The 22,619-nt window shown below is 46.1% G+C and carries 23 protein-coding genes, 2 tRNA genes and 1 rRNA gene; all 26 read left to right on the top strand.

The window, feature by feature from the left end; all coding sequences use genetic code 11:
* Positions 1-70: 70 nt before the first annotated feature.
* Positions 71-373 carry a sporulation protein YabP gene (yabP, locus tag ACWJJX_RS18550; protein WP_004264638.1) on the top strand — a complete coding sequence of 101 codons (303 nt, stop codon included), beginning with the start codon at positions 71-73 and terminating at the stop codon, positions 371-373.
* Positions 370-1,005, top strand: coding sequence for a spore cortex biosynthesis protein YabQ (gene yabQ, locus ACWJJX_RS18545; protein ID WP_004264635.1), 636 nt, complete (start codon positions 370-372; stop codon positions 1,003-1,005). The genes yabP and yabQ overlap by 4 nt, the downstream gene beginning before the upstream one ends.
* Before the next feature lie 17 nt (positions 1,006-1,022).
* Entirely contained in the window at positions 1,023-1,400 is a 378-nt protein-coding gene (divIC, locus tag ACWJJX_RS18540) for a cell division protein DivIC (protein WP_004264632.1), read from the top strand.
* Positions 1,401-1,480: 80 nt separating this feature from the next.
* Entirely contained in the window at positions 1,481-1,867 is a 387-nt protein-coding gene (locus tag ACWJJX_RS18535) for a S1 domain-containing RNA-binding protein (RefSeq protein WP_004264630.1), read from the top strand.
* 157 nt (positions 1,868-2,024) lie between these two features.
* Positions 2,025-2,101 (top strand) — tRNA-Met (locus ACWJJX_RS18530).
* A gap of 9 nt (positions 2,102-2,110) precedes the next feature.
* Positions 2,111-2,182 (top strand) — tRNA-Glu (locus ACWJJX_RS18525).
* A 209-nt stretch (positions 2,183-2,391) separates the two neighbouring features.
* Positions 2,392-4,881, top strand: coding sequence for a stage II sporulation protein E (gene spoIIE, locus ACWJJX_RS18520; RefSeq protein WP_004264625.1), 2,490 nt, complete (start codon positions 2,392-2,394; stop codon positions 4,879-4,881).
* Positions 4,882-4,948: 67 nt separating this feature from the next.
* Positions 4,949-5,686, top strand: coding sequence for a hypothetical protein (locus ACWJJX_RS18515; protein ID WP_454023186.1), 738 nt, complete (start codon positions 4,949-4,951; stop codon positions 5,684-5,686).
* Positions 5,652-6,653 (top strand): protein kinase domain-containing protein, encoded by a 1,002-nt coding sequence (locus ACWJJX_RS18510; RefSeq protein WP_007615197.1) that lies wholly within the window; start codon positions 5,652-5,654, stop codon positions 6,651-6,653. Before ACWJJX_RS18515 ends, ACWJJX_RS18510 begins: the two co-directional genes overlap by 35 nt.
* Positions 6,654-6,757: 104 nt before the next feature.
* Complete coding sequence (gene tilS, locus ACWJJX_RS18505) at positions 6,758-8,176, top strand: tRNA lysidine(34) synthetase TilS (protein WP_454023185.1); 1,419 nt, start codon at positions 6,758-6,760, stop codon at positions 8,174-8,176.
* Positions 8,173-8,712 carry a hypoxanthine phosphoribosyltransferase gene (hpt, locus tag ACWJJX_RS18500; RefSeq protein ID WP_004264611.1) on the top strand — a complete coding sequence of 180 codons (540 nt, stop codon included), beginning with the start codon at positions 8,173-8,175 and terminating at the stop codon, positions 8,710-8,712. The genes tilS and hpt overlap by 4 nt, the downstream gene beginning before the upstream one ends.
* A 97-nt stretch (positions 8,713-8,809) precedes the next feature.
* Positions 8,810-10,729, top strand: coding sequence for an ATP-dependent zinc metalloprotease FtsH (gene ftsH / locus ACWJJX_RS18495; protein ID WP_004264608.1), 1,920 nt, complete (start codon positions 8,810-8,812; stop codon positions 10,727-10,729).
* Positions 10,730-10,877: 148 nt separating this feature from the next.
* The gene (locus ACWJJX_RS18490) at positions 10,878-11,654 is read left to right on the top strand and encodes a type III pantothenate kinase (RefSeq protein WP_025650393.1); all 777 of its coding nucleotides are present in this window, start codon (positions 10,878-10,880) and stop codon (positions 11,652-11,654) included.
* Between the two features lie 10 nt (positions 11,655-11,664).
* Positions 11,665-12,540, top strand: a complete 876-nt coding sequence (gene hslO / locus ACWJJX_RS18485) for an Hsp33 family molecular chaperone HslO (protein WP_004264606.1) — start codon at positions 11,665-11,667, stop codon at positions 12,538-12,540.
* 45 nt (positions 12,541-12,585) lie between these two features.
* Positions 12,586-13,476, top strand: a complete 891-nt coding sequence (locus ACWJJX_RS18480; protein WP_454023184.1) for a peptidyl-prolyl cis-trans isomerase — start codon at positions 12,586-12,588, stop codon at positions 13,474-13,476.
* A 75-nt stretch (positions 13,477-13,551) separates the two neighbouring features.
* Positions 13,552-14,478, top strand: coding sequence for a cysteine synthase A (gene cysK / locus ACWJJX_RS18475; protein ID WP_004264603.1), 927 nt, complete (start codon positions 13,552-13,554; stop codon positions 14,476-14,478).
* Positions 14,479-14,645: 167 nt separating this feature from the next.
* Positions 14,646-16,067, top strand: a complete 1,422-nt coding sequence (gene pabB, locus ACWJJX_RS18470; protein ID WP_032872212.1) for an aminodeoxychorismate synthase, component I — start codon at positions 14,646-14,648, stop codon at positions 16,065-16,067.
* Positions 16,068-16,073: 6 nt separating this feature from the next.
* Positions 16,074-16,661 (top strand): aminodeoxychorismate/anthranilate synthase component II, encoded by a 588-nt coding sequence (pabA, locus tag ACWJJX_RS18465; RefSeq protein WP_003150674.1) that lies wholly within the window; start codon positions 16,074-16,076, stop codon positions 16,659-16,661.
* Positions 16,658-17,542: an aminodeoxychorismate lyase gene (gene pabC / locus ACWJJX_RS18460; protein WP_454023183.1), complete on the top strand. Its 885-nt coding sequence runs from the start codon at positions 16,658-16,660 to the stop codon at positions 17,540-17,542. The genes pabA and pabC overlap by 4 nt, the downstream gene beginning before the upstream one ends.
* Entirely contained in the window at positions 17,523-18,380 is an 858-nt protein-coding gene (gene folP / locus ACWJJX_RS18455) for a dihydropteroate synthase (RefSeq protein WP_003150672.1), read from the top strand. The genes pabC and folP overlap by 20 nt, the downstream gene beginning before the upstream one ends.
* Positions 18,373-18,735 (top strand): dihydroneopterin aldolase, encoded by a 363-nt coding sequence (gene folB, locus ACWJJX_RS18450; RefSeq protein WP_003150671.1) that lies wholly within the window; start codon positions 18,373-18,375, stop codon positions 18,733-18,735. The genes folP and folB overlap by 8 nt, the downstream gene beginning before the upstream one ends.
* Entirely contained in the window at positions 18,732-19,235 is a 504-nt protein-coding gene (gene folK / locus ACWJJX_RS18445) for a 2-amino-4-hydroxy-6-hydroxymethyldihydropteridine diphosphokinase (protein WP_317461817.1), read from the top strand. The genes folB and folK overlap by 4 nt, the downstream gene beginning before the upstream one ends.
* The gene (locus ACWJJX_RS18440) at positions 19,187-19,396 is read left to right on the top strand and encodes a helix-turn-helix domain-containing protein (protein ID WP_003150668.1); all 210 of its coding nucleotides are present in this window, start codon (positions 19,187-19,189) and stop codon (positions 19,394-19,396) included. The genes folK and ACWJJX_RS18440 overlap by 49 nt, the downstream gene beginning before the upstream one ends.
* A gap of 21 nt (positions 19,397-19,417) precedes the next feature.
* Positions 19,418-20,419 (top strand): tRNA dihydrouridine synthase DusB, encoded by a 1,002-nt coding sequence (gene dusB, locus ACWJJX_RS18435; protein WP_014304210.1) that lies wholly within the window; start codon positions 19,418-19,420, stop codon positions 20,417-20,419.
* Between the two features lie 89 nt (positions 20,420-20,508).
* Positions 20,509-22,008: a lysine--tRNA ligase gene (lysS, locus tag ACWJJX_RS18430; protein ID WP_014304211.1), complete on the top strand. Its 1,500-nt coding sequence runs from the start codon at positions 20,509-20,511 to the stop codon at positions 22,006-22,008.
* 328 nt (positions 22,009-22,336) lie between these two features.
* Positions 22,337-22,619: ribosomal RNA gene (locus ACWJJX_RS18425) — 16S ribosomal RNA — on the top strand; the annotation flags it as partial.

The following is a 22,619-nucleotide window of genomic DNA, read 5'->3' as shown; positions in this document are numbered from 1 at the left end:
TAAACAAGGCTCCCGCCTCATACAATGCAGTAATAATGCTAAAAGTATCGAGGATATGGGGGCTGAATAGATGAATTCATATTATGAGCAAAAAGGTTCTTCTTCTGTTCCGGAACAGCATGATGTAACGATGAAAGGGAGAAAGCATTTAGACATTTCGGGCGTCAAGCATGTGGAAAGTTTTGATAACGAAGAGTTTTTGCTGGAAACGGTTATGGGAATGCTTTCCGTCAGAGGCGAGAACCTGCAGATGAAAAACCTTGATGTGGAAAAAGGGATTGTATCTATAAAAGGCAGGGTGTTTGACCTTGTATATTTAGACGAGCAGCAAGGGGATAAAGCTAAAGGGTTTTTTAGCAAGTTGTTTAAATGACGCTGACGACCCAATTTTATACGATGCTGGCAATGACCGGTATGGGCGCCTGGCTCGGAGCGTCGCTTGATACATACAGGCTGTTTGTCAGCCGCGCCAAAACGGCCAGATGGCTGTTATTCATTCATGACATTCTCTTTTGGATTGTACAAGGTCTGCTGTTTTTCTATGTGCTGCTCAACGTGAATGAAGGAGAACTCAGGGTATACATTTTCTTGGCTGTCTTACTGGGTATTGCGACGTACCAAAGCCTGTTTAAACGAATGTATATAAAAATACTGAAATTTGCCATTCATCTTGCGGTGTCTCTTTACCAATTCGCAAAAAAGCTCATTCAGCACGTGCTGTTCCGTCCGGTGCTTCTGCTCTTTAAGCTGCTCATCGGGCTGATCACGGTTATTTCTTTATACTCCTATCGGGTGAGTGCCTTTTTTGCGAAGTGTCTTTTTAAGATCGTAGCGTTTTTGCTGTATCCGCTGTTTTTCCTGTTGAAACAATTATTGAAACTTCTTCCTGAAAAGTGGCGTCTTACTTTCAAACGATATTTTCAAAAAAGTGCAGGATTTTTACAAAAGAGCAAGAAACTAATCATAACAATCAGATCGACCATGATACGTATTTTGAAAAGGTGAAAGGAGGACCGTCTGGTTTGAATCTATCTAGGGAACGTACAATAACTGAAATTCAAAACGACTATAAAGAGCAGGTTGAACGGCAATCCCAGCTTATGAAAAGAAGGCGGAAAGGGCTTTTCAGACGGTTGATCGTATTCGGCGCCCTTGTGTTGTTGACGGCTATTGTCTTAGCGGGTTCTCTGTGGTCACAGACCTCTTCCCTTAGCGCAAACGAAGAAAAAAAGGCTCAGCTGGAAAAACAAGTAAAAGAATTGAATGCGAAACAGGCTGATTTAAAAGATGAAATTTCCAAATTAAAGGATGAGGATTACGTCACAGAGCTTGCCAGAAGAGACTTGTTTATGTCAGGAAATGGTGAGATTCTCTTTAATGTAGAAAAGAAGAGCAAGTAGCCTTGTTGACACTTAAATTTTTATTTAGGTATAATTAAACAAACGATCTTTTTATAAGCCTAAGGAGGAGCACTTTTTTTATGTCGATTGAAGTTGGCAGCAAGTTGCAAGGGAAAATAACAGGTATTACAAATTTCGGAGCATTTGTTGAATTGCCTGGAGGCTCAACCGGTCTCGTTCATATCAGTGAGGTAGCCGATAATTATGTAAAAGACATTAACGAGCATTTAAAAGTCGGCGATCAAGTTGAAGTGAAAGTCATCAACGTTGAAAAAGACGGGAAAATTGGTTTATCAATTAAAAAAGCTAAAGACCGTCCGCAAGCCAGACCTAGAAATGATTTCCGTCCGAAAGAATCTTTTGAACAGAAAATGAACAAGTTTCTTAAAGATAGCGAAGACCGCTTATCATCTTTAAAACGAAACACGGAATCAAAACGTGGAGGGCGCGGAGCAAGAAGAGGATAACTTGCTGCTTTCTATAAATACATGGAGCATCCGTCTATCCCAGCGGGTGCTTTTTTTGTATGCGCCTTTATAGTCAGAAAATTAAAACTTTGAAGTTTCTGTTGACGGAATGAAGAAACCTTTGTATTATATAACTTGTGCTTATAAGCACCTATATGGCGGTGTAGCTCAGCTGGCTAGAGCGTACGGTTCATACCCGTGAGGTCGGGGGTTCGATCCCCTCCGCCGCTACCATATATATCTGGCCCGTTGGTCAAGCGGTTAAGACACCGCCCTTTCACGGCGGTAACACGGGTTCGAATCCCGTACGGGTCATCAAGCGAATCGGCTTCTGTTGCAGAAGCCGATTTTTTCATATTTAGACAACTTTTTGAGAAATGTCGGAGGAAATACGAAAGGAAAGGGGAACAAGGGAGAAAGCGTCGAAGAGTTCTTTGGAATTGTTACCTTCTTTTGACAAAATCCTATCTGGGCTTTCATTTATAATGACAAGCAACGAATAAAACAGGTGGGGGATGAGAGCAATGGAAAAAGCGGAAAGAAGAGTGAACGGGCCGATGGCGGGACAAGCTCTGGAAAAACTGCAATCGTTTTTTGAAAAGGCGGCAAAGCTTACAGTCCATCAAGCGCATTCACTTTTTTTCTATAAGGGTTTCATTTATGTCGTGATCGGTTTTTTACTTGGACGGGCTTTCATATTATCTGAGGTTCTTCCGTTTGCACTGCCGTTTTTCGGAGCGATGCTTTTGATCAGAAGAGATAAAGCCTTCTATGCTTGTCTGTCTTTGCTTGCGGGCGCTTTAACCATTTCGCCGAAACACTCTTTATTGATTCTCACAGCTTTGGCCGTCTTCACTCTATTTTCAAAAATCGGTACATATATCGTGCAGGACCGGGTGAAGATGCTGCCGATCGTGGTGTTTTTCTCTATGGCTGCCGCGAGAATCGGATTTGTTTATTTTGAAAGCGGCGCTTTTACCACCTATGATTATGTGATGGCTGTTGTCGAGGCGGGCCTGGCCTTTATTTTGACGCTGATCTTTTTGCAAAGCCTGCCGATTTTCACGATCAAAAAAGTGAAGCAATCGTTAAAAATAGAAGAAATCATCTGTTTTATGATCTTGATCGCATCTGTTTTAACCGGGCTTGCCGGTGTTTCATTTCAGGGAATGCAGGCTGAGCATATCCTGGCCCGCTATGTCGTGCTGAGTTTTTCCTTTGTCGGCGGGGCAAGCATCGGCTGTACGGTCGGTGTTGTGACCGGACTGATCCTCGGGCTTGCGAATATCGGGAATCTCTATCAAATGAGTCTGCTTGCGTTTTCCGGGCTTCTTGGCGGGCTGCTGAAAGAAGGAAAGAAAGCCGGCGCCGCAGTCGGATTGGTGATCGGCTCACTGCTGATTTCATTATATGGAGAAGGGTCTGCCGGATTAATGACCACTCTTTATGAATCTTTGATTGCCGTTGTTTTGTTTTTGATTACGCCCCAATCGATTACGAAAAAGGTGGCGCGATACATACCGGGCACTGCTGAGCACAGTCAGGAGCAGCAGCAGTACGCGAGGAAAATCAGAGATGTCACCGCCCAGAAAGTAGACCAGTTCTCCAATGTGTTTCATGCCTTGTCGGAGAGCTTCGCCACCTTTCATCAGACGTCTTCCGATGAGCAGGCGGAAGAAGGGGAAGTGGATCTCTTTTTAAGCAAAATCACCGAGCATTCCTGCCAATCCTGCTATAAAAAAAGCAAATGCTGGGTTCAAAACTTTGATAAAACATATGACTTAATGAAACAAGTTATGCATGAAACAGAAGAAAAGCAGTATGCCTCAAACCGCAGATTGAAAAAAGAGTTTCAACAGCACTGTTCCAAATCCAGACAGGTGGAAGAGCTGATTGAGGACGAACTTGCCCACCATCACGCCCATCTGACACTGAAGAGAAAAGTTCAGGACAGCAGGAGGCTTGTTGCCGAGCAGCTGTTGGGGGTTTCTGAGGTCATGGCGGACTTTTCTCGGGAAATAAAACGGGAGAGGGAGCAGCATTTTATTCAGGAAGAACAAATGATAGAGGCGCTTCAGCATTTCGGAATCGAGATTCAGCATGTCGAGATATACAGCTTGGAGCAGGGCAATATTGATATCGAAATGACAATCCCGTTCAGCGGAGGACACGGCGAGAGTGAGAAAATTATCGCCCCGATGCTGTCTGACATTCTTGAGGAGCAGATACTTGTCAAAAGCGAACAGCACTCGGCTCATCCGAATGGCTACAGCCATGTTGCGTTCGGTTCGACCAAATCGTACCGGGTATCGACAGGCGCGGCTCATGCGGCAAAAGGCGGCGGCCTTGTCTCCGGCGACAGCTACAGCATGATGGAACTGGGGGCGAGAAAGTATGCGGCCGCGATCAGTGACGGCATGGGCAATGGGGCGAGGGCCCATTATGAGAGCAACGAAACGATTAAGCTGCTCGAAAAAATTCTCGAATCAGGTATTGATGAAAAAATAGCGATCAAAACGATCAACAGTATTCTGTCTTTACGGACGACAGACGAAATCTACTCAACTCTCGATCTTTCTATCATTGATCTTCAGGATGCAAGCTGCAAATTCTTGAAGGTCGGTTCAACGCCGAGTTTTATCAAGCGGGGAGATCAAGTCATGAAAGTGCAGGCCAGCAATCTGCCGATCGGTATCATCAATGAATTTGATGTGGAGGTTGTAAGTGAACAGTTAAAAGCGGGAGATCTGCTCGTCATGATGAGTGACGGTATTTTTGAAGGACCGAAGCACGTTGAAAACCACGACCTGTGGATGAAACGGAAAATGAAAGGGCTGAAAACCGAAGATCCGCAGGAAATCGCTGATATATTAATGGAAGAGGTCATCAGAACGCGTTCCGGCCAAATCGAAGACGATATGACGGTGGTTGTTGTCCGGATTGATCACAACACGCCGAAATGGGCTTCCATACCGGTGCCGGCGGTATTCCAAAATAAAAAGGAGATTTCTTAATCCTTTCGTATAAATCACTTTCCTTCTGGCGAAGATGGGACTAATCGTATCACCGGGAGGAATGTATGTGAATAAGGGACATTTAAATCAAGTTCTGCTGATTACAGATGGCTGCTCCAATCATGGTGAAGACCCGATTGCAATGGCGGCTTTCGCCAAGGAGCAGGGGATTACGGTGAATGTTATAGGGATTATGGAAGAAAACGCGATTGACCAAGAGGCAATGAAGGAAGTTGAAGGCATCGCCATGGCCGGTGGCGGCGTCCATCAAGTTGTATATGCGTCACAATTGTCTCAGACGGTTCAAATGGTGACGAAAAAAGCAATGACCCAGACGCTGCAAGGTGTCGTCAATCATGAGCTTAAACAAATCTTAGGGGAAAACGTTGAAATGGAAGAGCTTTCTCCGGAAAAACGCGGCGAAGTGATGGAAGTGGTTGATGAACTCGGAGAAACAGTTCATCTGCAGGTGCTTGTGCTGGTTGATACGAGTGCGAGTATGGCGCCGAAACTGCCGACGGTGAAAGAAGCGCTGATTGATCTTTCCATCAGTTTAAATTCCCGGGCCGGACAAAATGAATTTGCCATGTGTATATTTCCCGGGAAAAGCCAGGAAGTTGAGCTTGTGCTGAATTGGACGCCGAAGCTTGAATCCCTTTCCGCGCTCTTTGCGAAGCTGTCGACCGGCGGTATCACCCCTACGGGCCCCGCTATCAGGGAAGCGACGCAGCAGTTTGAGAGAATCCGCTCAAGAAGGAGCATGTTGGCAGATGATGAACGACGCTTTAACGAGTTTGGCATGTAGTTTGGCACCGGGGACGGCAATTCAGGGCAAATGGAACGGCAAATCCTACAGATTGCTCAAACAGCTTGGAAAAGGGGCTAACGGTATTGTATATCTGGCAGAAGCATCAGGCGGACAGGTTGCTTTGAAAATAAGCAGCGACAGCATGTCTGTTACCTCTGAAGTGAATGTCTTAAAATCCTTTTCAAAGGCCCGGTCGCAAACGATGGGGCCTTCTTTTTTTGATGCGGACGATGCGTTTATTCCGCAGCTGAATAAAAATGTCTCTTTTTACGTGATGGAGTACATAGAAGGGCCGCTTCTTCCGCAATATATCAGCAGTAAGGGAGCGGAGTGGATTCCGGTGCTGATGGTGCAGCTTCTTTCCAGCCTGTCAGTCCTTCATCAGCAAGGGTGGGTTTTTGGCGACCTCAAACCGGACAATCTCATTGTAACCGGACCTCCGGCTGCCATTCGCTGCATTGATGTAGGGGGAACGACAAAACAAGGCCGGGCGATTAAAGAGTATACGGAGTTTTACGACAGGGGCTATTGGGGGTATGGAACAAGAAAAGCAGAACCATCCTACGACCTGTTTGCTGTCGCAATGATCATGATCCACTGTGTCCAGAAGAAAGAGTGCAAAAAGTCAGGACAGCCGAAAGAACAGCTTCGTTCTATCATTGAAGGCCACCCGTTTCTGAATAAGTATAAGAAGGTTCTGTTTTCTGCTTTAAACGGCCAATATCCGTCTGCGGAAGCCATGAAGCATGACATCCTGACGGCGGGGCAGAGCGCCGGGAGTAAAAGGAAAGCCGCCGCCAAGCCTAAGCCGCCGCAATCAAAACCGCGGCAGGGCACTGTATCTCAAACGCGGTATAAACCTAAACAAAAACCCGCAAAGCACAATGGTTTGTTTGAAACAACACTTATTTTAATCAGCGTTCTCGCCCTTTATTTCGCTTACATCGTCTTTTTTCTCATCTAATGCCGGCCGGACGCCTGCGCTCATGCTTCTTCTTTGCTTGGAGGGAATGAAAGTGATAGGATATGTATATCTTTAAAAAACCTGCTCATTGTGAGGGGGACATTGTGAAAAGCGTGGAAGATTTTTTCAAAACATATCATCTTCAGGCGGAGGGAGAAACGATTATTGCCGGGGTCTCCGGAGGCCCTGATTCAATGGCGCTTCTCAGTATGCTGAATAAGCACTTCGGGCATTCTTCCGTTATCATAGCGGCGCATGTCGACCATCAGTTCAGGGGTCCTGAATCTGAAGAAGATATGAAGTTTGTGCAGTCATATTGCGAAGCGGAACACATCCTCTGCGAAACGGTACAGATTGATGTTTCTGCATACGCAAAGAAGAATAAGCTGAACAAGCAGGCTGCCGCGCGTGATTGCAGATATCAGTTTTTCGAAGATCTGATGGCAAAACACCAAGCGAAGTTTTTGGCGCTGGCTCATCACGGCGATGACCAGGTTGAGACAATGCTCATGAGGCTTGCGAAAGGTACGCTCGGGGCAGGGCTCGCGGGAATGCAGCCCGTCCGCGAATTTGCATCCGGCTGGCTGATCAGGCCTTTCCTCTATGCGGCAAAGGATGAAATCCTAGAATACTGCCGTCAAGAAGGGCTCAGCTACAGAACGGATGAGAGCAATGCAAAAGACGATTATACAAGAAACAGATTCAGAAAGACCGTGCTTCCTTTTTTAAAACAAGAATCACCTGACGTTCATAAAATGTTTCAAAAGGTGAGTGAAGCACTGACAGAAGACGAACAATACTTGCAGTCATTAACGAAAGAACGAATGAATAAGGTTATTACAAGCAAGTCTGACACATCGGTTGAAGTCGATTCCTCTCAATTGCTTGCCCTTCCGATATCTTTACAAAGAAGAGGAGTTCAACTAATATTAAACTATCTTTATGAAAACGTTCCATCGTCGTTTTCCGCCCGACACATACAGCAGTTTCTTGAATGGGCGGAAAATGGAAGCGCCTCGGGAGTGCTTGATTTTCCGAAAGGGCTGAAGGTGGTCAAATCATATCAGACATGTTTGTTTACATTTGAACAATGGCAATGTGAAAAGGTTCCCTTTGAGCTGCAGCTGCAAGGAGCGGAAGGCGAGACTGCTGTTCTCCCCAACGGCTTTATGATAGAGGTGGCCGATCAGGCTGACCCTCATATCAAAAATGGGAATGCTGTTTTTATGACAAGCAGAAATAAGGTGCAATTTCCTTTAACAATCCGGACGAGAAAAATCGGCGACCGGATTAAACTTAAAGGGATGAATGGCTCGAAAAAGGTAAAAGATATATTTATTGATCATAAACTGCCTCTGCGGGATCGGGACGAATGGCCGATTGTAACGGATGCGAGCGGTGAAATTATCTGGCTGCCTGGCTTGAAAAAATCCATCTTTGACGATCTTGTGATTTCAAACAGTGACCGCATTGTATTACAATATAGACAGCATGAAAAGTGTAGGGGGCAAGCATTAACATGAAACAGGATATCGAAAAAGTGCTGATCTCAGAAGATGAGATCCAGCAGAAAGTAAAACAGCTTGGAGAACAATTAACAAGCGAGTACAGCGACACGTTTCCGTTGGCAATCGGTGTGTTAAAGGGAGCGCTCCCTTTTATGGCTGATCTTATAAAGCATATTGATACATATTTGGAAATGGACTTCATGGATGTATCAAGCTACGGAAATTCCACGGTTTCTTCCGGAGAAGTCAAAATCATCAAAGATTTGGATACATCTGTAGAAGGCCGGGACATCTTAATCATTGAAGATATTATCGACAGTGGGTTAACCTTGAGCTATCTCGTAGAACTCTTCCGATATCGTAAAGCGAAATCAATTAAGATTGTTACCCTGTTGGATAAACCAAGCGGAAGAAAAGCGGACATTAAAGCAGACTTCGTAGGCTTTGAAGTTCCTGACGCGTTTGTTGTGGGTTACGGACTTGATTATGCCGAGCGCTATCGCAATCTGCCTTACATCGGAGTATTAAAACCGGCGATTTATGAAAGCTGATCGGCTGCCTGCTTCCGAGATGGTTATCGGTTGTATTGGAATGATTTTCTATGGTACTATTGAACATAGTTGTGCTTACTGTGGGAGGAGGTAAGGAATGAATCGGGTCTTCCGTAATACCATTTTTTATTTACTTATTTTATTAGTAGTAATCGGGGTTGTGAGTTACTTCCAGACCTCAAACCCGAAAACAGAAAATATGTCGTACAGTACGTTTATCAAGAACCTCGATGAAGGGAAAGTTGATAGCGTATCGGTTCAGCCTGTCAGAGGTGTTTATGAGGTAAAAGGACAGCTGAAAAAATACGACAAAGACCAGTACTTTTTAACACATGTTCCTGAAGGAAAAGGAGCAGACCAGATATTTGACGCAATTAAAAAGACGGACGTAAAAGTTGATCCCGCACAGGAAACAAGCGGGTGGGTGACGTTCTTAACGACGATCATTCCGTTTGTCATCATCTTTATTCTGTTTTTCTTCCTGCTCAATCAGGCTCAGGGCGGCGGAAGCCGTGTCATGAACTTCGGGAAGAGCAAAGCGAAGCTGTATACGGAAGAAAAGAAACGCGTGAAGTTTAAAGATGTAGCCGGCGCGGATGAGGAGAAGCAGGAGCTCGTTGAGGTTGTTGAGTTTCTGAAAGATCCCCGCAAATTCGCCGAGCTTGGCGCCAGAATTCCTAAAGGCGTGCTGCTGGTCGGACCTCCGGGAACCGGTAAGACATTGCTTGCGAGAGCCTCAGCCGGTGAAGCGGGCGTTCCTTTCTTCAGCATCAGCGGATCTGACTTCGTTGAAATGTTTGTCGGTGTCGGTGCTTCCCGTGTGCGTGATTTATTCGAAAATGCGAAAAAGAATGCGCCTTGCCTGATCTTTATTGATGAGATCGACGCGGTAGGACGTCAGCGCGGCGCCGGTCTTGGCGGCGGGCATGATGAACGCGAACAGACGCTGAACCAGCTGCTTGTTGAGATGGACGGTTTCAGTGCAAATGAAGGAATCATTATTATCGCTGCGACAAACCGTGCGGACATTCTTGACCCTGCATTGCTCCGTCCGGGACGTTTTGACCGTCAGATTACGGTAGACCGTCCGGATGTCATCGGCCGTGAAGCCGTATTGCAGGTGCATGCGAGAAACAAACCGCTTGATGAGACGGTGAACTTAAAAGCAATCGCTTCAAGAACACCCGGTTTCTCAGGCGCAGATTTAGAAAACCTTCTTAACGAAGCGGCACTCGTTGCTGCCCGTCAAAACAAGAAGAAAATTGATATGCGCGACATTGATGAAGCAACGGACCGTGTCATTGCGGGTCCTGCGAAGAAGAGCCGCGTCATCTCGAAAAAAGAACGCAATATCGTGGCGTACCACGAGGGCGGTCACACCGTTATCGGACTTGTGCTGGATGAAGCCGATATGGTTCATAAAGTAACGATCGTTCCGAGGGGGCAGGCGGGCGGATACGCGGTCATGCTTCCGAGAGAAGACCGTTACTTCCAGACAAAACCTGAACTTCTCGATAAAATTGTCGGTCTTCTGGGCGGACGTGTTGCCGAGGAAATTATCTTCGGCGAAGTCAGCACGGGGGCTCACAATGACTTCCAGCGGGCAACGAACATTGCCAGAAGAATGGTGACAGAGTTCGGTATGTCAGAAAAACTCGGACCGCTTCAGTTCGGTCAATCTCAAGGCGGTCAAGTATTCCTGGGCCGGGATTTCAACAACGAGCAAAACTACAGTGATCAGATCGCTTACGAAATCGATCAGGAAATTCAGCGCATCATTAAAGAATGTTATGAGCGTGCGAAAACCATCCTGACTGAAAATCGTGATAAGCTTGAATTGATTGCTCAGACATTGCTTGATGTGGAAACATTAGATGCGGAACAAATCAAGCATCTCGTGGATCACGGAAAACTCCCTGAGCGCAATTTCTCAGATGACCATCTTCAAAAAGACGATGTGAAAGTAAACATCCTGTCTAAAACAGAAGACGAAAAGAAAGACGAGCCGAAAGAATAGTTCGCTTTCTGATATGAAAACCGCCGGCGTATACCGGCGGTTTTTTTACTGGTTTCGTTTTGTTTACAAAAGAGCCGCAGATCGTGTATGGTATTGTAGAATGTTGAAAATGTTATGATTAGAAACTATTCAAAAGTGGTGATAGAGGTTGTTACTGGTTATAGATGTGGGGAACACCAACACCGTGATTGGTGTATATCATGATGGGGAACTAGAATATCATTGGCGCATAGAAACGAGCAGGCACAAAACAGAAGACGAATTCGGCATGCTGCTCCGCTCCTTATTTGAACATTCCGGACTGATGTTTGAACAGATTGAAGGGATTATCATCTCATCCGTAGTGCCGCCGATTATGTTCTCTTTAGAAAGAATGTGCACAAAATACTTTCACATCGAGCCGCAGGTTGTCGGCCCGGGAATGAAAACAGGTTTAAATATAAAATATGACAATCCGAAAGAAGTGGGAGCTGACAGAATCGTCAATGCCGTTGCGGCGATTCATCAGTATGGCGGCCCCTTAATTGTTGTTGATTTCGGAACGGCGACGACGTATTGCTACATTGATGAAAACAAACAATATATGGGCGGCGCAATTGCTCCCGGCATTACAATTTCAACGGAAGCGCTGTACTCACGCGCGGCCAAGCTTCCGAGAATTGAAATCGCCCGACCGGACAATATCATCGGCAAAAACACGGTAAGCGCCATGCAGTCCGGCATCCTTTTCGGCTATGTCGGACAAGTTGAAGGCATTGTAAAGCGGATGAAATGGCAGGCCAAACAAGAACCGAAAGTCATTGCGACAGGCGGGCTTGCGTCATTAATCGCAAATGAATCAGACTGTATTGATATTGTTGACCCGTTTCTTACTTTAAAAGGGCTGGAAATCATTTATGAGCGAAATCGTGTGGGTCACGTATAGGAGGTAAACGATGGATTATTTAATTAAAGCAATTGCATATGATGGTAAAGTGCGGGCTTATGCAGCCAGAACGACAGATATGGTAAATGAAGCGCAAAGAAGGCATGACACGTGGCCGACGGCATCAGCCGCAATCGGCCGGACGATGACAGCGTCTCTGATGCTCGGAGCGATGCTTAAGGGTGAAGATAAGCTGACAGTCAAAATAGAAGGCGGCGGCCCGATCGGAGCCATTGTCGCAGATGCGAACGCAAAGGGTGAGGTAAGAGCATACGTATCAAACCCGCATGTTCATTTTGACCTCAATGAACAAGGGAAACTGGATGTCAGACGGGCGGTCGGAACTGACGGAACACTCAGTGTCGTAAAAGATTTGGGCTTGCGTGATTATTTTACGGGACAAGTAGAGATTGTCTCGGGTGAACTCGGTGATGACTTCACGTATTACCTTGTTTCTTCTGAACAAGTTCCTTCATCTGTCGGCGTAGGTGTTCTAGTGAATCCTGATAACACGATTCTCGCTGCGGGCGGATTCATCATTCAGCTTCTTCCGGGGACTGATGAAGAAACCATTTCAACAATTGAAAAGCAATTATCTCAAATCGAACCGATTTCAAAATTGATTCAAAAAGGCCTGACACCGGAAGAAATCTTAGAAGAAGTTCTGGGTCAAAAACCGGACGTTCTCGAAACAATGCCGGTCAAATTTCACTGTTCTTGTTCAAAAGATCGATTCGAAACGGCCATTTTAGGACTAGGCAAAAAAGAAATACAAGATATGATAGAAGAAGACGGAAAAGCCGAAGCGGTTTGCCATTTTTGTAATGAGAAATATTTATTTACAAAAGAAGAACTGGAAGAGCTTCGTGACGAAACAACCCGCTAGCTCTTTAGCGGGTTGTTCTATTTTATAAAAGGGATGGGGTAGATTTTGAAATCGAGAACACTTTTGACGATTATTGTAGCGGCGCTGTTGGTATGCAGTGTGACAGTGGCGTATAAGTTAACAAAATCCCAAGCCACAGGGTCATCTGAAGAATCCATCGCGACAATCGGTGATAAACATATCACACGGCAGGACTGGATGAAAAAGATGGAGGACGAGTACGGAAAATCAACTCTGGAAGACATGATTAATGCACAAGTAGTGGAAGAACTTGCGAAAAAGAATAAACTCACAGTTTCAAACAGCGAATTGGAGCGGGAATTTCTTTTAATCAAAGCGGTGAATAATTCATTTTATGAAGACAGCCATATTACCGAAAAAGAATGGAGAGACCAGATCCGCTACAACATTCTTCTTGAAGAACTGCTGACGAAGGACATCGATATATCGGATAAGGAAATGCAATCATTTTATAATAAAAATAAAGAACTGTACCATTTCGATGATTCCTACAGAATCAGGCACATTGTCGTCAAAAACAAGGAAGAGGCGGACAGGGTGCTTGCTGATTTGAAAGGCGGTTCCAGCTTTGAAGCCGTCGCCGCTGAGCGTTCCACGGACAGATACACGTCTCAGTACGGCGGAGACCTCGGCTTTGTGACAGAAAACCAGGAAAATATCCCGCAGGCATATATCACAGAAGCTAAAAATCTCAAAGAAGATGAATGGTCCGCTGAACCGATTAAAGTTTCTTCAGGATATGCCGTCATTCAGCTGAAAGAAAAGCTTAAAGCGAGAACTTTCTCATACAATGAAGTGAAGAGTCAAATCAGACGCCAGATCGCGATGGATCAATTAGGTGACAAGGCGACAGTCAAAACGCTGTGGAAAGAGGCGGGGGTCTCTTGGTTCTACGGGGAAAAAAGAACTAAATGATTGACAAAAAATTTTGAAATTGATAACTTATATTTATAATACCAATAAATTTAGTCGGAAATTGAGGTGGCCAACATGGTGCGTATTGCAAATTCTATTACTGAACTAATCGGAAATACTCCTATTGTGAAATTGAATCGCCTGACGGATGAAAACAGTGCAGATGTATATCTGAAGCTTGAATACATGAATCCGGGCAGCAGCGTAAAAGACCGTATCGGAGCGGCGATGATTGAAGCGGCTGAAAAAGAAGGAAAATTAAAAGCCGGCGACACAATCATTGAACCGACAAGCGGAAATACAGGGATCGGTCTTGCGATGGTGGCAGCGGCTAAAGGTCTCAGAGCCATTCTTGTTATGCCTGATACAATGAGTATGGAACGACGCAATCTGCTGCGCGCATACGGAGCGGAGCTTGTGCTGACTCCCGGCGCAGAAGGAATGAAGGGCGCCATTAAAAAGGCGGAAGAACTTGCGGAGGAACACGGATACTTTGTGCCTCAGCAATTCAACAATGCGGCAAACCCGGAAATTCACCGCCAAACGACGGGGAAAGAAATCGTAGAACAGTTTGGTGACGACCAGCTTGATGCGTTCGTGGCCGGAATCGGTACCGGCGGAACCATCACGGGAGCGGGCGAAGTGCTGAAAGAAGCATATCCATCCATCAAAATCTATGCGGTAGAGCCGGCGGATTCTCCAGTTCTTTCCGGCGGAAAACCGGGTCCGCATAAAATTCAGGGTATCGGAGCGGGATTTGTCCCTGAAACATTGAATACGGACATCTATGATCAAATCATTCCCGTCAAAAACGAGGATGCATTTGAATATGCCCGTAAAACGGCAAAAGAAGAAGGGATTCTCGGCGGTATTTCTTCCGGAGCGGCCATTTACGCGGCACTGGAAATCGCGAAAAAACTCGGGAAAGGCAAGAAAGTGCTTGCGATCATCCCTAGTAACGGAGAACGTTACTTAAGCACACCGCTTTATCAGTTTGAATAGAGACATACACACGGCTCCCGGCTATATCCGGGAGTTTTTTTGTGCCTGAAGTATCGAAAATCCAAAAAACGTTTCGAATTTTATGGTTGGAAGTGAAATTCACTTTTTTCACCAGTGTGATTGCTTTAAAATAAAACTACAGTAAAACGAAGCAGAGGATTGATATGATGGCACAACGCAGACCGGCAGGAAGAAAAATACCTTTTACGAAACAAGCATTTTTACAGCGATATGAAAACCTTTCGAAATCGAGAAAACGGCATGTTCTGCTCGAAAGCGCGAGAGGGGGAAGATTCAGTATAGCCGGTCTAGATCCGATTGCGTCCGTCAGAGGGAAAGACGGAATTACAACGATCAAGCATGAGGGAGAAACACTGTTTAAAGAAGGTGACCCGCTGCGGGCCTTTCATGAATGGTTTGGAACGCTCGGAACGGAAACAAACGTTGAGTTTCCGGACTTTCAGGGCGGTGCGATTGGTTTTATCAGTTACGACTATGCCCGATATATTGAGAATTTTAAGATGCTGTCGTTAGATGATCTGGAAACACCCGATATTTACTTTCTTGTTTTTGATGATGTGGCCGTTTATGACCATGAGGAAGAGGCGTTATGGCTCATTACCCATACTGAAGCGGAAGAAGCGGATCTTGCAAAAGAAAAGCTGTCCGGCTTAGAGGACATGTGGTGTTCCCTCCAAACGGCGGACGAGCCTTTTTCACCGCTGAATCGGAATGGGGACGGATCGTACGCCGCTCCGTTCACTGAGGAAGGATTTTCACAGGCTGTAGAACAAATTAAACAATATATCGCGAGCGGCGATGTGTTCCAGGTTAATTTGTCCATCAGGCAGTCTCAGTCTTTATCCGTTCATCCGTATGAGGTGTATAAACACTTGAGAAACGTCAATCCGTCTCCTTACATGGCCTATCTCGAGACACCGGGGTTTCAAGTGATATGCGGGTCGCCGGAGCTATTGGTGACAAAGAAGGGGAAGAAGCTTGAAACGAGACCGATCGCGGGTACGCGTTCAAGAGGAAAAGACGATGCTGAAGACAAGGCTTTGGCTGATGAATTAATTCACAACGAAAAAGAACGTGCGGAACACGTCATGCTTGTTGATCTTGAGCGTAATGACCTCGGGCGCGTATCGCGCTACGGCTCCGTGCGGGTTAACGAGTTTATGGCGATCGAAAAATATTCCCACGTCATGCATATCGTGTCAAACGTACAGGGAGAGCTGCAGGACGGATATGACGCGACAGACATTATTCATGCGGTGTTCCCGGGGGGCACCATCACGGGAGCGCCCAAAGTGAGAACGATGGAAATTATAGAAGAGCTTGAGCCGACAAGACGGGGGCTTTATACTGGATCTATAGGCTGGTTCGGATTCAACGGAGATTTGCAGTTTAACATTGTGATCCGGACGATCTATGCAGCCGGCGGACATGCTTTTATGCAGTCCGGAGCAGGAGTGGTTATTGATTCGGTTCCGAAGCATGAATACAAGGAATCGTTCAAAAAAGCTTTTGCGATGAAAAAGGCGTTAGAGCTGAGCGAAGAAGAGACAAAAAATCAGACGAGGTGAGCAGAGATGATTTTAATGATTGACAATTATGATTCATTTACGTACAACTTGGTTCAATATTTGGGTGAGCTCGGGGAGGAACTGATCGTCAGACGGAATGACGAGATTACGATTGAGCAGATTGAAGAGCTGGGTCCGGACTTCTTAATGATTTCTCCCGGGCCGTGCAGTCCTGATGAAGCGGGGATCAGCCTCGAAGCCATCAAACATTTTGCCGGCAGTATTCCTATTTTCGGCGTATGTCTCGGGCATCAGTCGATTGCGCAAGTATTCGGCGGCGATGTCGTCAGAGCAGAGCGGCTCATGCACGGCAAAACGTCAGAAGTTATGCATGACGGACAGACGATTTTTAACGGCCTGCAAAATCCGCTGGTCGCCACCCGGTACCATTCACTTATTGTCAAAGCGGACACGCTGCCGGATTGTTTTACGGTATCCGCTCAAACCAAAGAAGGAGAAATTATGGCAATCCGCCATAATGAGCTGCCTGTTGAAGGTGTTCAGTTCCATCCGGAATCCATCATGACCTCCTTCGGCAAAGAGATGCTCAGAAACTTTATAGAGACACACCGCAAAAAGGAAGTGTCGGTGTGATTATATATTTGAATGGTCAATATATAGAGGAGAAAGAAGCGGCGCTTTCTCCTTTTGACCATGGTTATCTGTACGGGATCGGCGCGTTCGAAACGTTCAGGCTTTACAGCGGCCGGCCGTTTCTGCCGGATGCGCATGTCGCCAGACTCAACAGGGCGCTTCGGGATCTGCAGATTGCATATGAGGTGAACAAACAGGAGCTGCTTGATATGCTTCGGAGACTGTTGCTTCTCAGTGACATAAAGGACGGCAGCGCGCGTGTCCGGCTTAACATCTCGGCAGGCGTCAGCGATAAGGGATTTGCCGCGCAGACTTATGAAAAGCCGACCGTTCTTTGTTTCGTCAACCGGCTCAATCCGGAAACTCTGCCTATTCAAAAAGAAGGCAGGCTTCTCTCTGTCCGGAGAAATACGCCTGAAGGATCTTTCCGGTTAAAATCCCATCACTATTTAAACAACATGTACGCTAAACGGGAGATCGGGAATGATCCCAATCTTGAAGGGATTTTCCTGACCGGAGAAGGAGATGTCGCGGAAGGCATTGTCTCCAACGTGTTTTGGCGAAAAGGAGACAAGGTCTTTACGCCATCTTTGGATACGGGAATTCTCGACGGTGTAACAAGACAGTTTGTCATTGATGAATTGAAACGGCAGGGGACAAAAGTCACCGAAGGCCGATTCCGTTTTCAATCAATGCTTGAAGCGGATGAAGCATGGTTGACAAACTCCGTGCTTGAAATCATCCCGTTTTCTAAAATAGAGGAAGTGCCGCTGCCCGGAATGAGCGGAAAAACGGTGCAATTGCTCCGTAAGCAGTATCAGCAGGAAATAAACAAAATGAATGTACAGGAGGAGGAACAAAATGGCGCAGCAAACAATTGAACAGCCTAAACTGATTCATACAAAAAAAGGCGCTCTGTCCTATAAAGAGAAGACGCTCGTTATGGGGATATTAAATGTAACGCCAGACTCCTTCTCTGACGGCGGCAAATACGACAGTACGGAAAGGGCGCTTCTGCATGCGGCGAAGATGGCTGAAGAAGGGGCGCATATCATAGATATCGGCGGCGAATCGACAAGGCCCGGCGCATCACTCGTTTCGGCTGATGAGGAAATGTCACGAGTCATCCCCGTCATAGAACGGATTACAAGCGAGCTGGACATTCCTCTTTCAATCGATACGTACAAAGCGTCCGTGGCAGACGAAGCGGTCAAAGCAGGAGCCTCTATCCTTAATGACATCTGGGGGGCGAAAGGTGACCCTGACATGGCGTCAGTAGCCGCCGCACACGGAGTTCCGATTATCTTAATGCATAATCGTATGGAAAGAAACTATAACGATCTTATTCCTGATATGCTTGCAGACTTGATGGAAAGCGTAAAAATTGCCGCAGAAGCCGGCGTCACAGATGAAAACATGATTCTGGATCCGGGGATCGGCTTTGCGAAAAACTATGAGGACAATCTGGCTGTCATGAACAAGCTGGAGGTGTTCAGCGGGTTAGGGTATCCGCTGCTCCTGGCGACATCGAGAAAAAGGTTCATCGGCCGTGTGCTTGACCTTCCCCCTGAAGAACGTGCCGAGGGAACGGGAGCAACAGTATGCCTTGGCGTCCAAAAAGGCTGCGACATTGTGAGGGTGCACGATGTCAAAGAGATCGCAAGAATGACTAAGATGATGGATGCTATGCTGAACAAAGGAGGCGCGCATTATGGATAAAGTATATGTGGAAGGTATGGAGTTTTACGGATATCACGGCGTGTTCGAGGAAGAAAACAAACTCGGCCAGCGCTTCAAAGTAGACCTGACTGCCGAACTGGATTTGAGCAAAGCGGGAAAAACGGATGACCTTTCTTATACCATTAACTATGCGGAATTGTACAGTGTCTGCCGCGGCATCGTTGAGGGCGAGCCCGTTAATTTGGTCGAGACCCTTGCGGAACGGATCGCAGACACCGTCCTTGAGAAATTTGAGCCGGTGCAGCAATGTACGGTAAAGGTTGTTAAGCCTGACCCGCCGATTCCCGGCCATTATAAATCAGTAGCCATAGAAATGACGAGAAAGAAATCATGAACAATACGGCATATATCGGCCTCGGCTCCAATATGGGCGACCGTGAACATTATTTGCGTCAGGCAGTGGCCATGCTCACCCGGCATGATGGCGTGACGGTGTCAAAGGTATCCTCTATATATGAAACAGATCCCGTCGGTTATGAGGATCAGGATCAGTTTCTCAATATGGCGGTTGAAGTGAAAACGTCGTTATCTCCTTTTGAACTTCTAGATGTAACGCAGAGCATTGAAGCTGAATTAGGCAGAACGAGAGAGATTCGCTGGGGACCGCGGACGGCAGACCTTGACATTTTGCTGTATAATCGTGAAAATATTGAAACAGAGCGGCTGATTGTTCCGCATCCGAGAATGTATGAGCGCTTATTTGTCCTTGCGCCGTTAAAAGAAATATGTCCGCAGGCGGATCATATCACGATAAGCGCTGAAACAAACCAAGAAGGTGTAAGAGTATGGAAGCAGAAATCTGGGGTAGGCGAATTCGTGCATTCAGAAAGCTGAAAGGTTATACTCAAGAAGGATTTGCAAAAGCATTAGGTATATCAGTTTCTATTGTCGGTGAAATTGAACGGGGAAACCGATTGCCGTCAGATGCCATCATTCAAGATGCGGCAGATGTTTTAAATATAAGTGCGGACGAATTGGCCCCGCCTGAAAAATAGACAAATGAAAGGAGGGGAAAAATGTTTAAAATCGGTGATATTCAATTGAAAAACCGGGTTGTGCTTGCCCCTATGGCCGGTGTCTGCAACTCAGCGTTCAGATTGACTGTAAAGGAATTCGGAGCCGGATTGGTATGCGCTGAAATGGTCAGTGACAAAGCGATCCTTTACAACAACGCAAGAACAATGGGGATGCTTTACATTGATGAACGTGAAAAACCGCTCAGCCTTCAGATTTTTGGAGGAAAAAAGGAAACCCTTGTGGAAGCGGCGAAGTTTGTAGATCAAAACACGACTGCTGATATTATTGATATTAACATGGGATGTCCCGTACCAAAGATTACAAAATGTGATGCGGGCGCCAAATGGCTTCTCGATCCTGATAAGATTTATGAAATGGTATCCGCAGTAGTAGATGCTGTTGATAAGCCGGTTACAGTGAAGATGAGAATGGGTTGGGATGAAGATCACATTTATGCGGTGAAAAACGCCCAAGCCGTTGAACGTGCCGGCGGAAAAGCCGTTGCCCTTCACGGCCGCACAAGAGTGCAAATGTATGAAGGCACTGCGAACTGGGATATCATTAAAGAAGTGAAGCAATCCGTCTCCATTCCCGTCATCGGAAACGGTGATGTCAAAACGCCTCAGGACGCGAAACGCATGCTTGAGGAAACAGGAGTTGACGGCGTCATGATCGGCCGGGCCGCACTCGGCAACCCGTGGATGATTTACCGTACGGTGCAGTACCTTGAAACCGGTGAGTTAAAAGACGAGCCGAAAGTCCGTGAAAAAATGTCGGTATGCAAACTGCACTTAGACCGCCTGATTAAGTTAAAAGGCGAAAATGTGGCAGTCAGAGAAATGAGAAAACACGCTGCCTGGTATCTGAAAGGTGTCAGAGGCAATGCGAATGTACGCAATGAAATTAACCAATGTGAGACGCGTGAAGAATTTGTGCAGCTTTTAGATGCATTTACCGCCGAAGCAGAGGCAAAAGAGCTTCAAGATGCAAAAGTAGGTTAATATACACCCTCTATTGCTGCTCACTGCCAGCTTACCGCTGGCAGTTTTTCTGCTTTTTCGTGAAATCAAAATGTAACGGAGTGATACCAATGAGTCAAGAAGAGCAAAATCATGAGGAATTGAACGACCAGCTGCAAGTCAGACGAGATAAAATGAACCAGCTGAGAGAAAACGGCATTGACCCTTTCGGCGAACGTTTCGAGAGAACGCATCAATCTCAACAAATCATTGAAGCCTACCAGGAGCTTTCTAAAGAAGAACTGGAAGAAAAAGCGATCGAAGTGACCATTGCAGGCCGTATGATGACAAAGCGCGGAAAAGGGAAAGCCGGCTTTGCGCATCTGCAGGACTTAGAAGGTCAAATTCAAATTTACGTAAGAAAAGACAGTGTCGGCGAAGAACAATATGAAATCTTTAAATCTTCAGACCTCGGAGACGTTATCGGCATCACCGGGAAAGTTTTCAAAACAAACGTAGGCGAGCTTTCTGTCAAAGCGACATCTTTTGAACTGCTGACAAAAGCACTGCGTCCTCTTCCTGATAAATATCATGGGTTAAAAGATGTTGAACAGCGTTACCGCCAGCGCTATCTCGATCTCATCGTAAACCCTGACAGCAAACAAACGTTTATCACACGCAGCAAAATCATCCAAGCGATGAGAAGATACTTAGATGACCATGGATACTTAGAAGTTGAAACACCTACGATGCACAGCATACCGGGAGGAGCGTCTGCACGCCCGTTCATCACGCACCATAACGCGCTAGACATGCCTCTTTATATGCGTATTGCGATTGAACTGCATCTGAAACGCCTGATTGTCGGCGGATTGGAAAAAGTCTACGAAATCGGCCGCGTGTTCCGTAACGAAGGTGTTTCTACACGCCATAACCCTGAATTCACGATGATCGAGCTGTATGAAGCGTACGCCGATTATAAAGATATTATGAGTCTTACGGAAAACCTCGTAGCACATATTGCGCAGGAAGTGCTTGGAAGCACCACAATCCAGTACGGCGAAGAGCAGATTGATCTGAAACCTGAGTGGAAACGACTCCACATGGTAGATGCGGTCAAAGAAGCGACAGGCGTAGATTTCTGGAATGAGATGACTGTTGAAGAAGCGCGCGGTCATGCAAAAGAGCATGGTATCGAGATCACAAACTCAATGACGGTGGGTCATATCATCAATGAATTCTTCGAACAAAAAATTGAAGAAACACTCATTCAGCCTACATTTATTTACGGCCACCCTGTAGAGATTTCTCCTCTTGCTAAGAAAAATCCGGAGGATCCTCGCTTTACAGACCGTTTTGAGCTGTTTATCGTCGGCCGTGAGCACGCTAATGCGTTTACGGAGCTGAATGACCCTATTGACCAGAGGGAACGCTTTGAAGCGCAATTAAAAGAAAGAGAAGAAGGAAACGATGAAGCGCATATGATGGATGAAGACTTCGTTGAAGCTCTTGAATACGGCATGCCGCCGACCGGGGGATTGGGTATCGGTATCGACCGCCTTGTCATGCTGTTAACAAATGCTCCGTCTATCAGAGACGTTTTATTATTCCCTCAAATGAGACAACGCTAATAAAAGGGAAGGCGCCGTTTCTGCTTATCGCAGTACGGCGCTTTTTTAGAAACAAGCCGCTCGTAAAACTTTTTTGATTTTCTTTTAAAAAACTATTGCACTATTATTTGTGAGGTGGTATATTATTATTCGTTGCCGCTAAACAAGGCGCTGACGAAAAAGGAAATTCAAAAAAAGTTGTTGACTTCAAGAGGTTGATAAGATATAATAATAAAGTCGCTTGAACGAAAGACAAAATGATCTTTGAAAACTAAACAAGACAAAACGTACCTGTTAATTCAAAGTTTTAAATAAATCGTACAGCGATGTGCGTAGTCAGTCAAACACTTTATCGGAGAGTTTGATCCTGGCTCAGGACGAACGCTGGCGGCGTGCCTAATACATGCAAGTCGAGCGGGCAGATGGGAGCTTGCTCCCTGATGTTAGCGGCGGACGGGTGAGTAACACGTGGGTAACCTGCCTGTGAGACTGGGATAACTCCGGGAAACCGGGGCTAATACCGGATGGTTGTTTGAACCGCATGGTTCAGACATAAAAGGTGGCTTCGGCTACCACTTACAGATGGACCCGCGGCGCATTAGCTAGTTGGTGAGGTAACGGCTCACCAAGGC

The sequence above is a fragment of the Bacillus sp. YH3-2-B2 genome, assembly GCF_053663335.1.
This window is presented reverse-complemented; position numbering and strand designations above follow the sequence as displayed.

Coding starts and splice junctions, on each gene's coding strand:
- ACWJJX_RS18535 (WP_004264630.1), top strand. CDS start 1,481: ATGTCGATTGAAGTTGGCAGCAAGTTGCAAGGGAAAATAACAGGTATT.
- pabB (WP_032872212.1), top strand. CDS start 14,646: ATGGCACAACGCAGACCGGCAGGAAGAAAAATACCTTTTACGAAACAA.
- hpt (WP_004264611.1), top strand. CDS start 8,173: ATGAAACAGGATATCGAAAAAGTGCTGATCTCAGAAGATGAGATCCAG.
- yabQ (WP_004264635.1), top strand. CDS start 370: ATGACGCTGACGACCCAATTTTATACGATGCTGGCAATGACCGGTATG.
- dusB (WP_014304210.1), top strand. CDS start 19,418: ATGTTTAAAATCGGTGATATTCAATTGAAAAACCGGGTTGTGCTTGCC.
- folB (WP_003150671.1), top strand. CDS start 18,373: ATGGATAAAGTATATGTGGAAGGTATGGAGTTTTACGGATATCACGGC.
- ftsH (WP_004264608.1), top strand. CDS start 8,810: ATGAATCGGGTCTTCCGTAATACCATTTTTTATTTACTTATTTTATTA.
- lysS (WP_014304211.1), top strand. CDS start 20,509: ATGAGTCAAGAAGAGCAAAATCATGAGGAATTGAACGACCAGCTGCAA.
- folP (WP_003150672.1), top strand. CDS start 17,523: ATGGCGCAGCAAACAATTGAACAGCCTAAACTGATTCATACAAAAAAA.
- pabA (WP_003150674.1), top strand. CDS start 16,074: ATGATTTTAATGATTGACAATTATGATTCATTTACGTACAACTTGGTT.
- yabP (WP_004264638.1), top strand. CDS start 71: ATGAATTCATATTATGAGCAAAAAGGTTCTTCTTCTGTTCCGGAACAG.
- ACWJJX_RS18440 (WP_003150668.1), top strand. CDS start 19,187: ATGGAAGCAGAAATCTGGGGTAGGCGAATTCGTGCATTCAGAAAGCTG.
- hslO (WP_004264606.1), top strand. CDS start 11,665: ATGGATTATTTAATTAAAGCAATTGCATATGATGGTAAAGTGCGGGCT.
- ACWJJX_RS18510 (WP_007615197.1), top strand. CDS start 5,652: ATGATGAACGACGCTTTAACGAGTTTGGCATGTAGTTTGGCACCGGGG.
- cysK (WP_004264603.1), top strand. CDS start 13,552: ATGGTGCGTATTGCAAATTCTATTACTGAACTAATCGGAAATACTCCT.
- spoIIE (WP_004264625.1), top strand. CDS start 2,392: ATGGAAAAAGCGGAAAGAAGAGTGAACGGGCCGATGGCGGGACAAGCT.
- folK (WP_317461817.1), top strand. CDS start 18,732: ATGAACAATACGGCATATATCGGCCTCGGCTCCAATATGGGCGACCGT.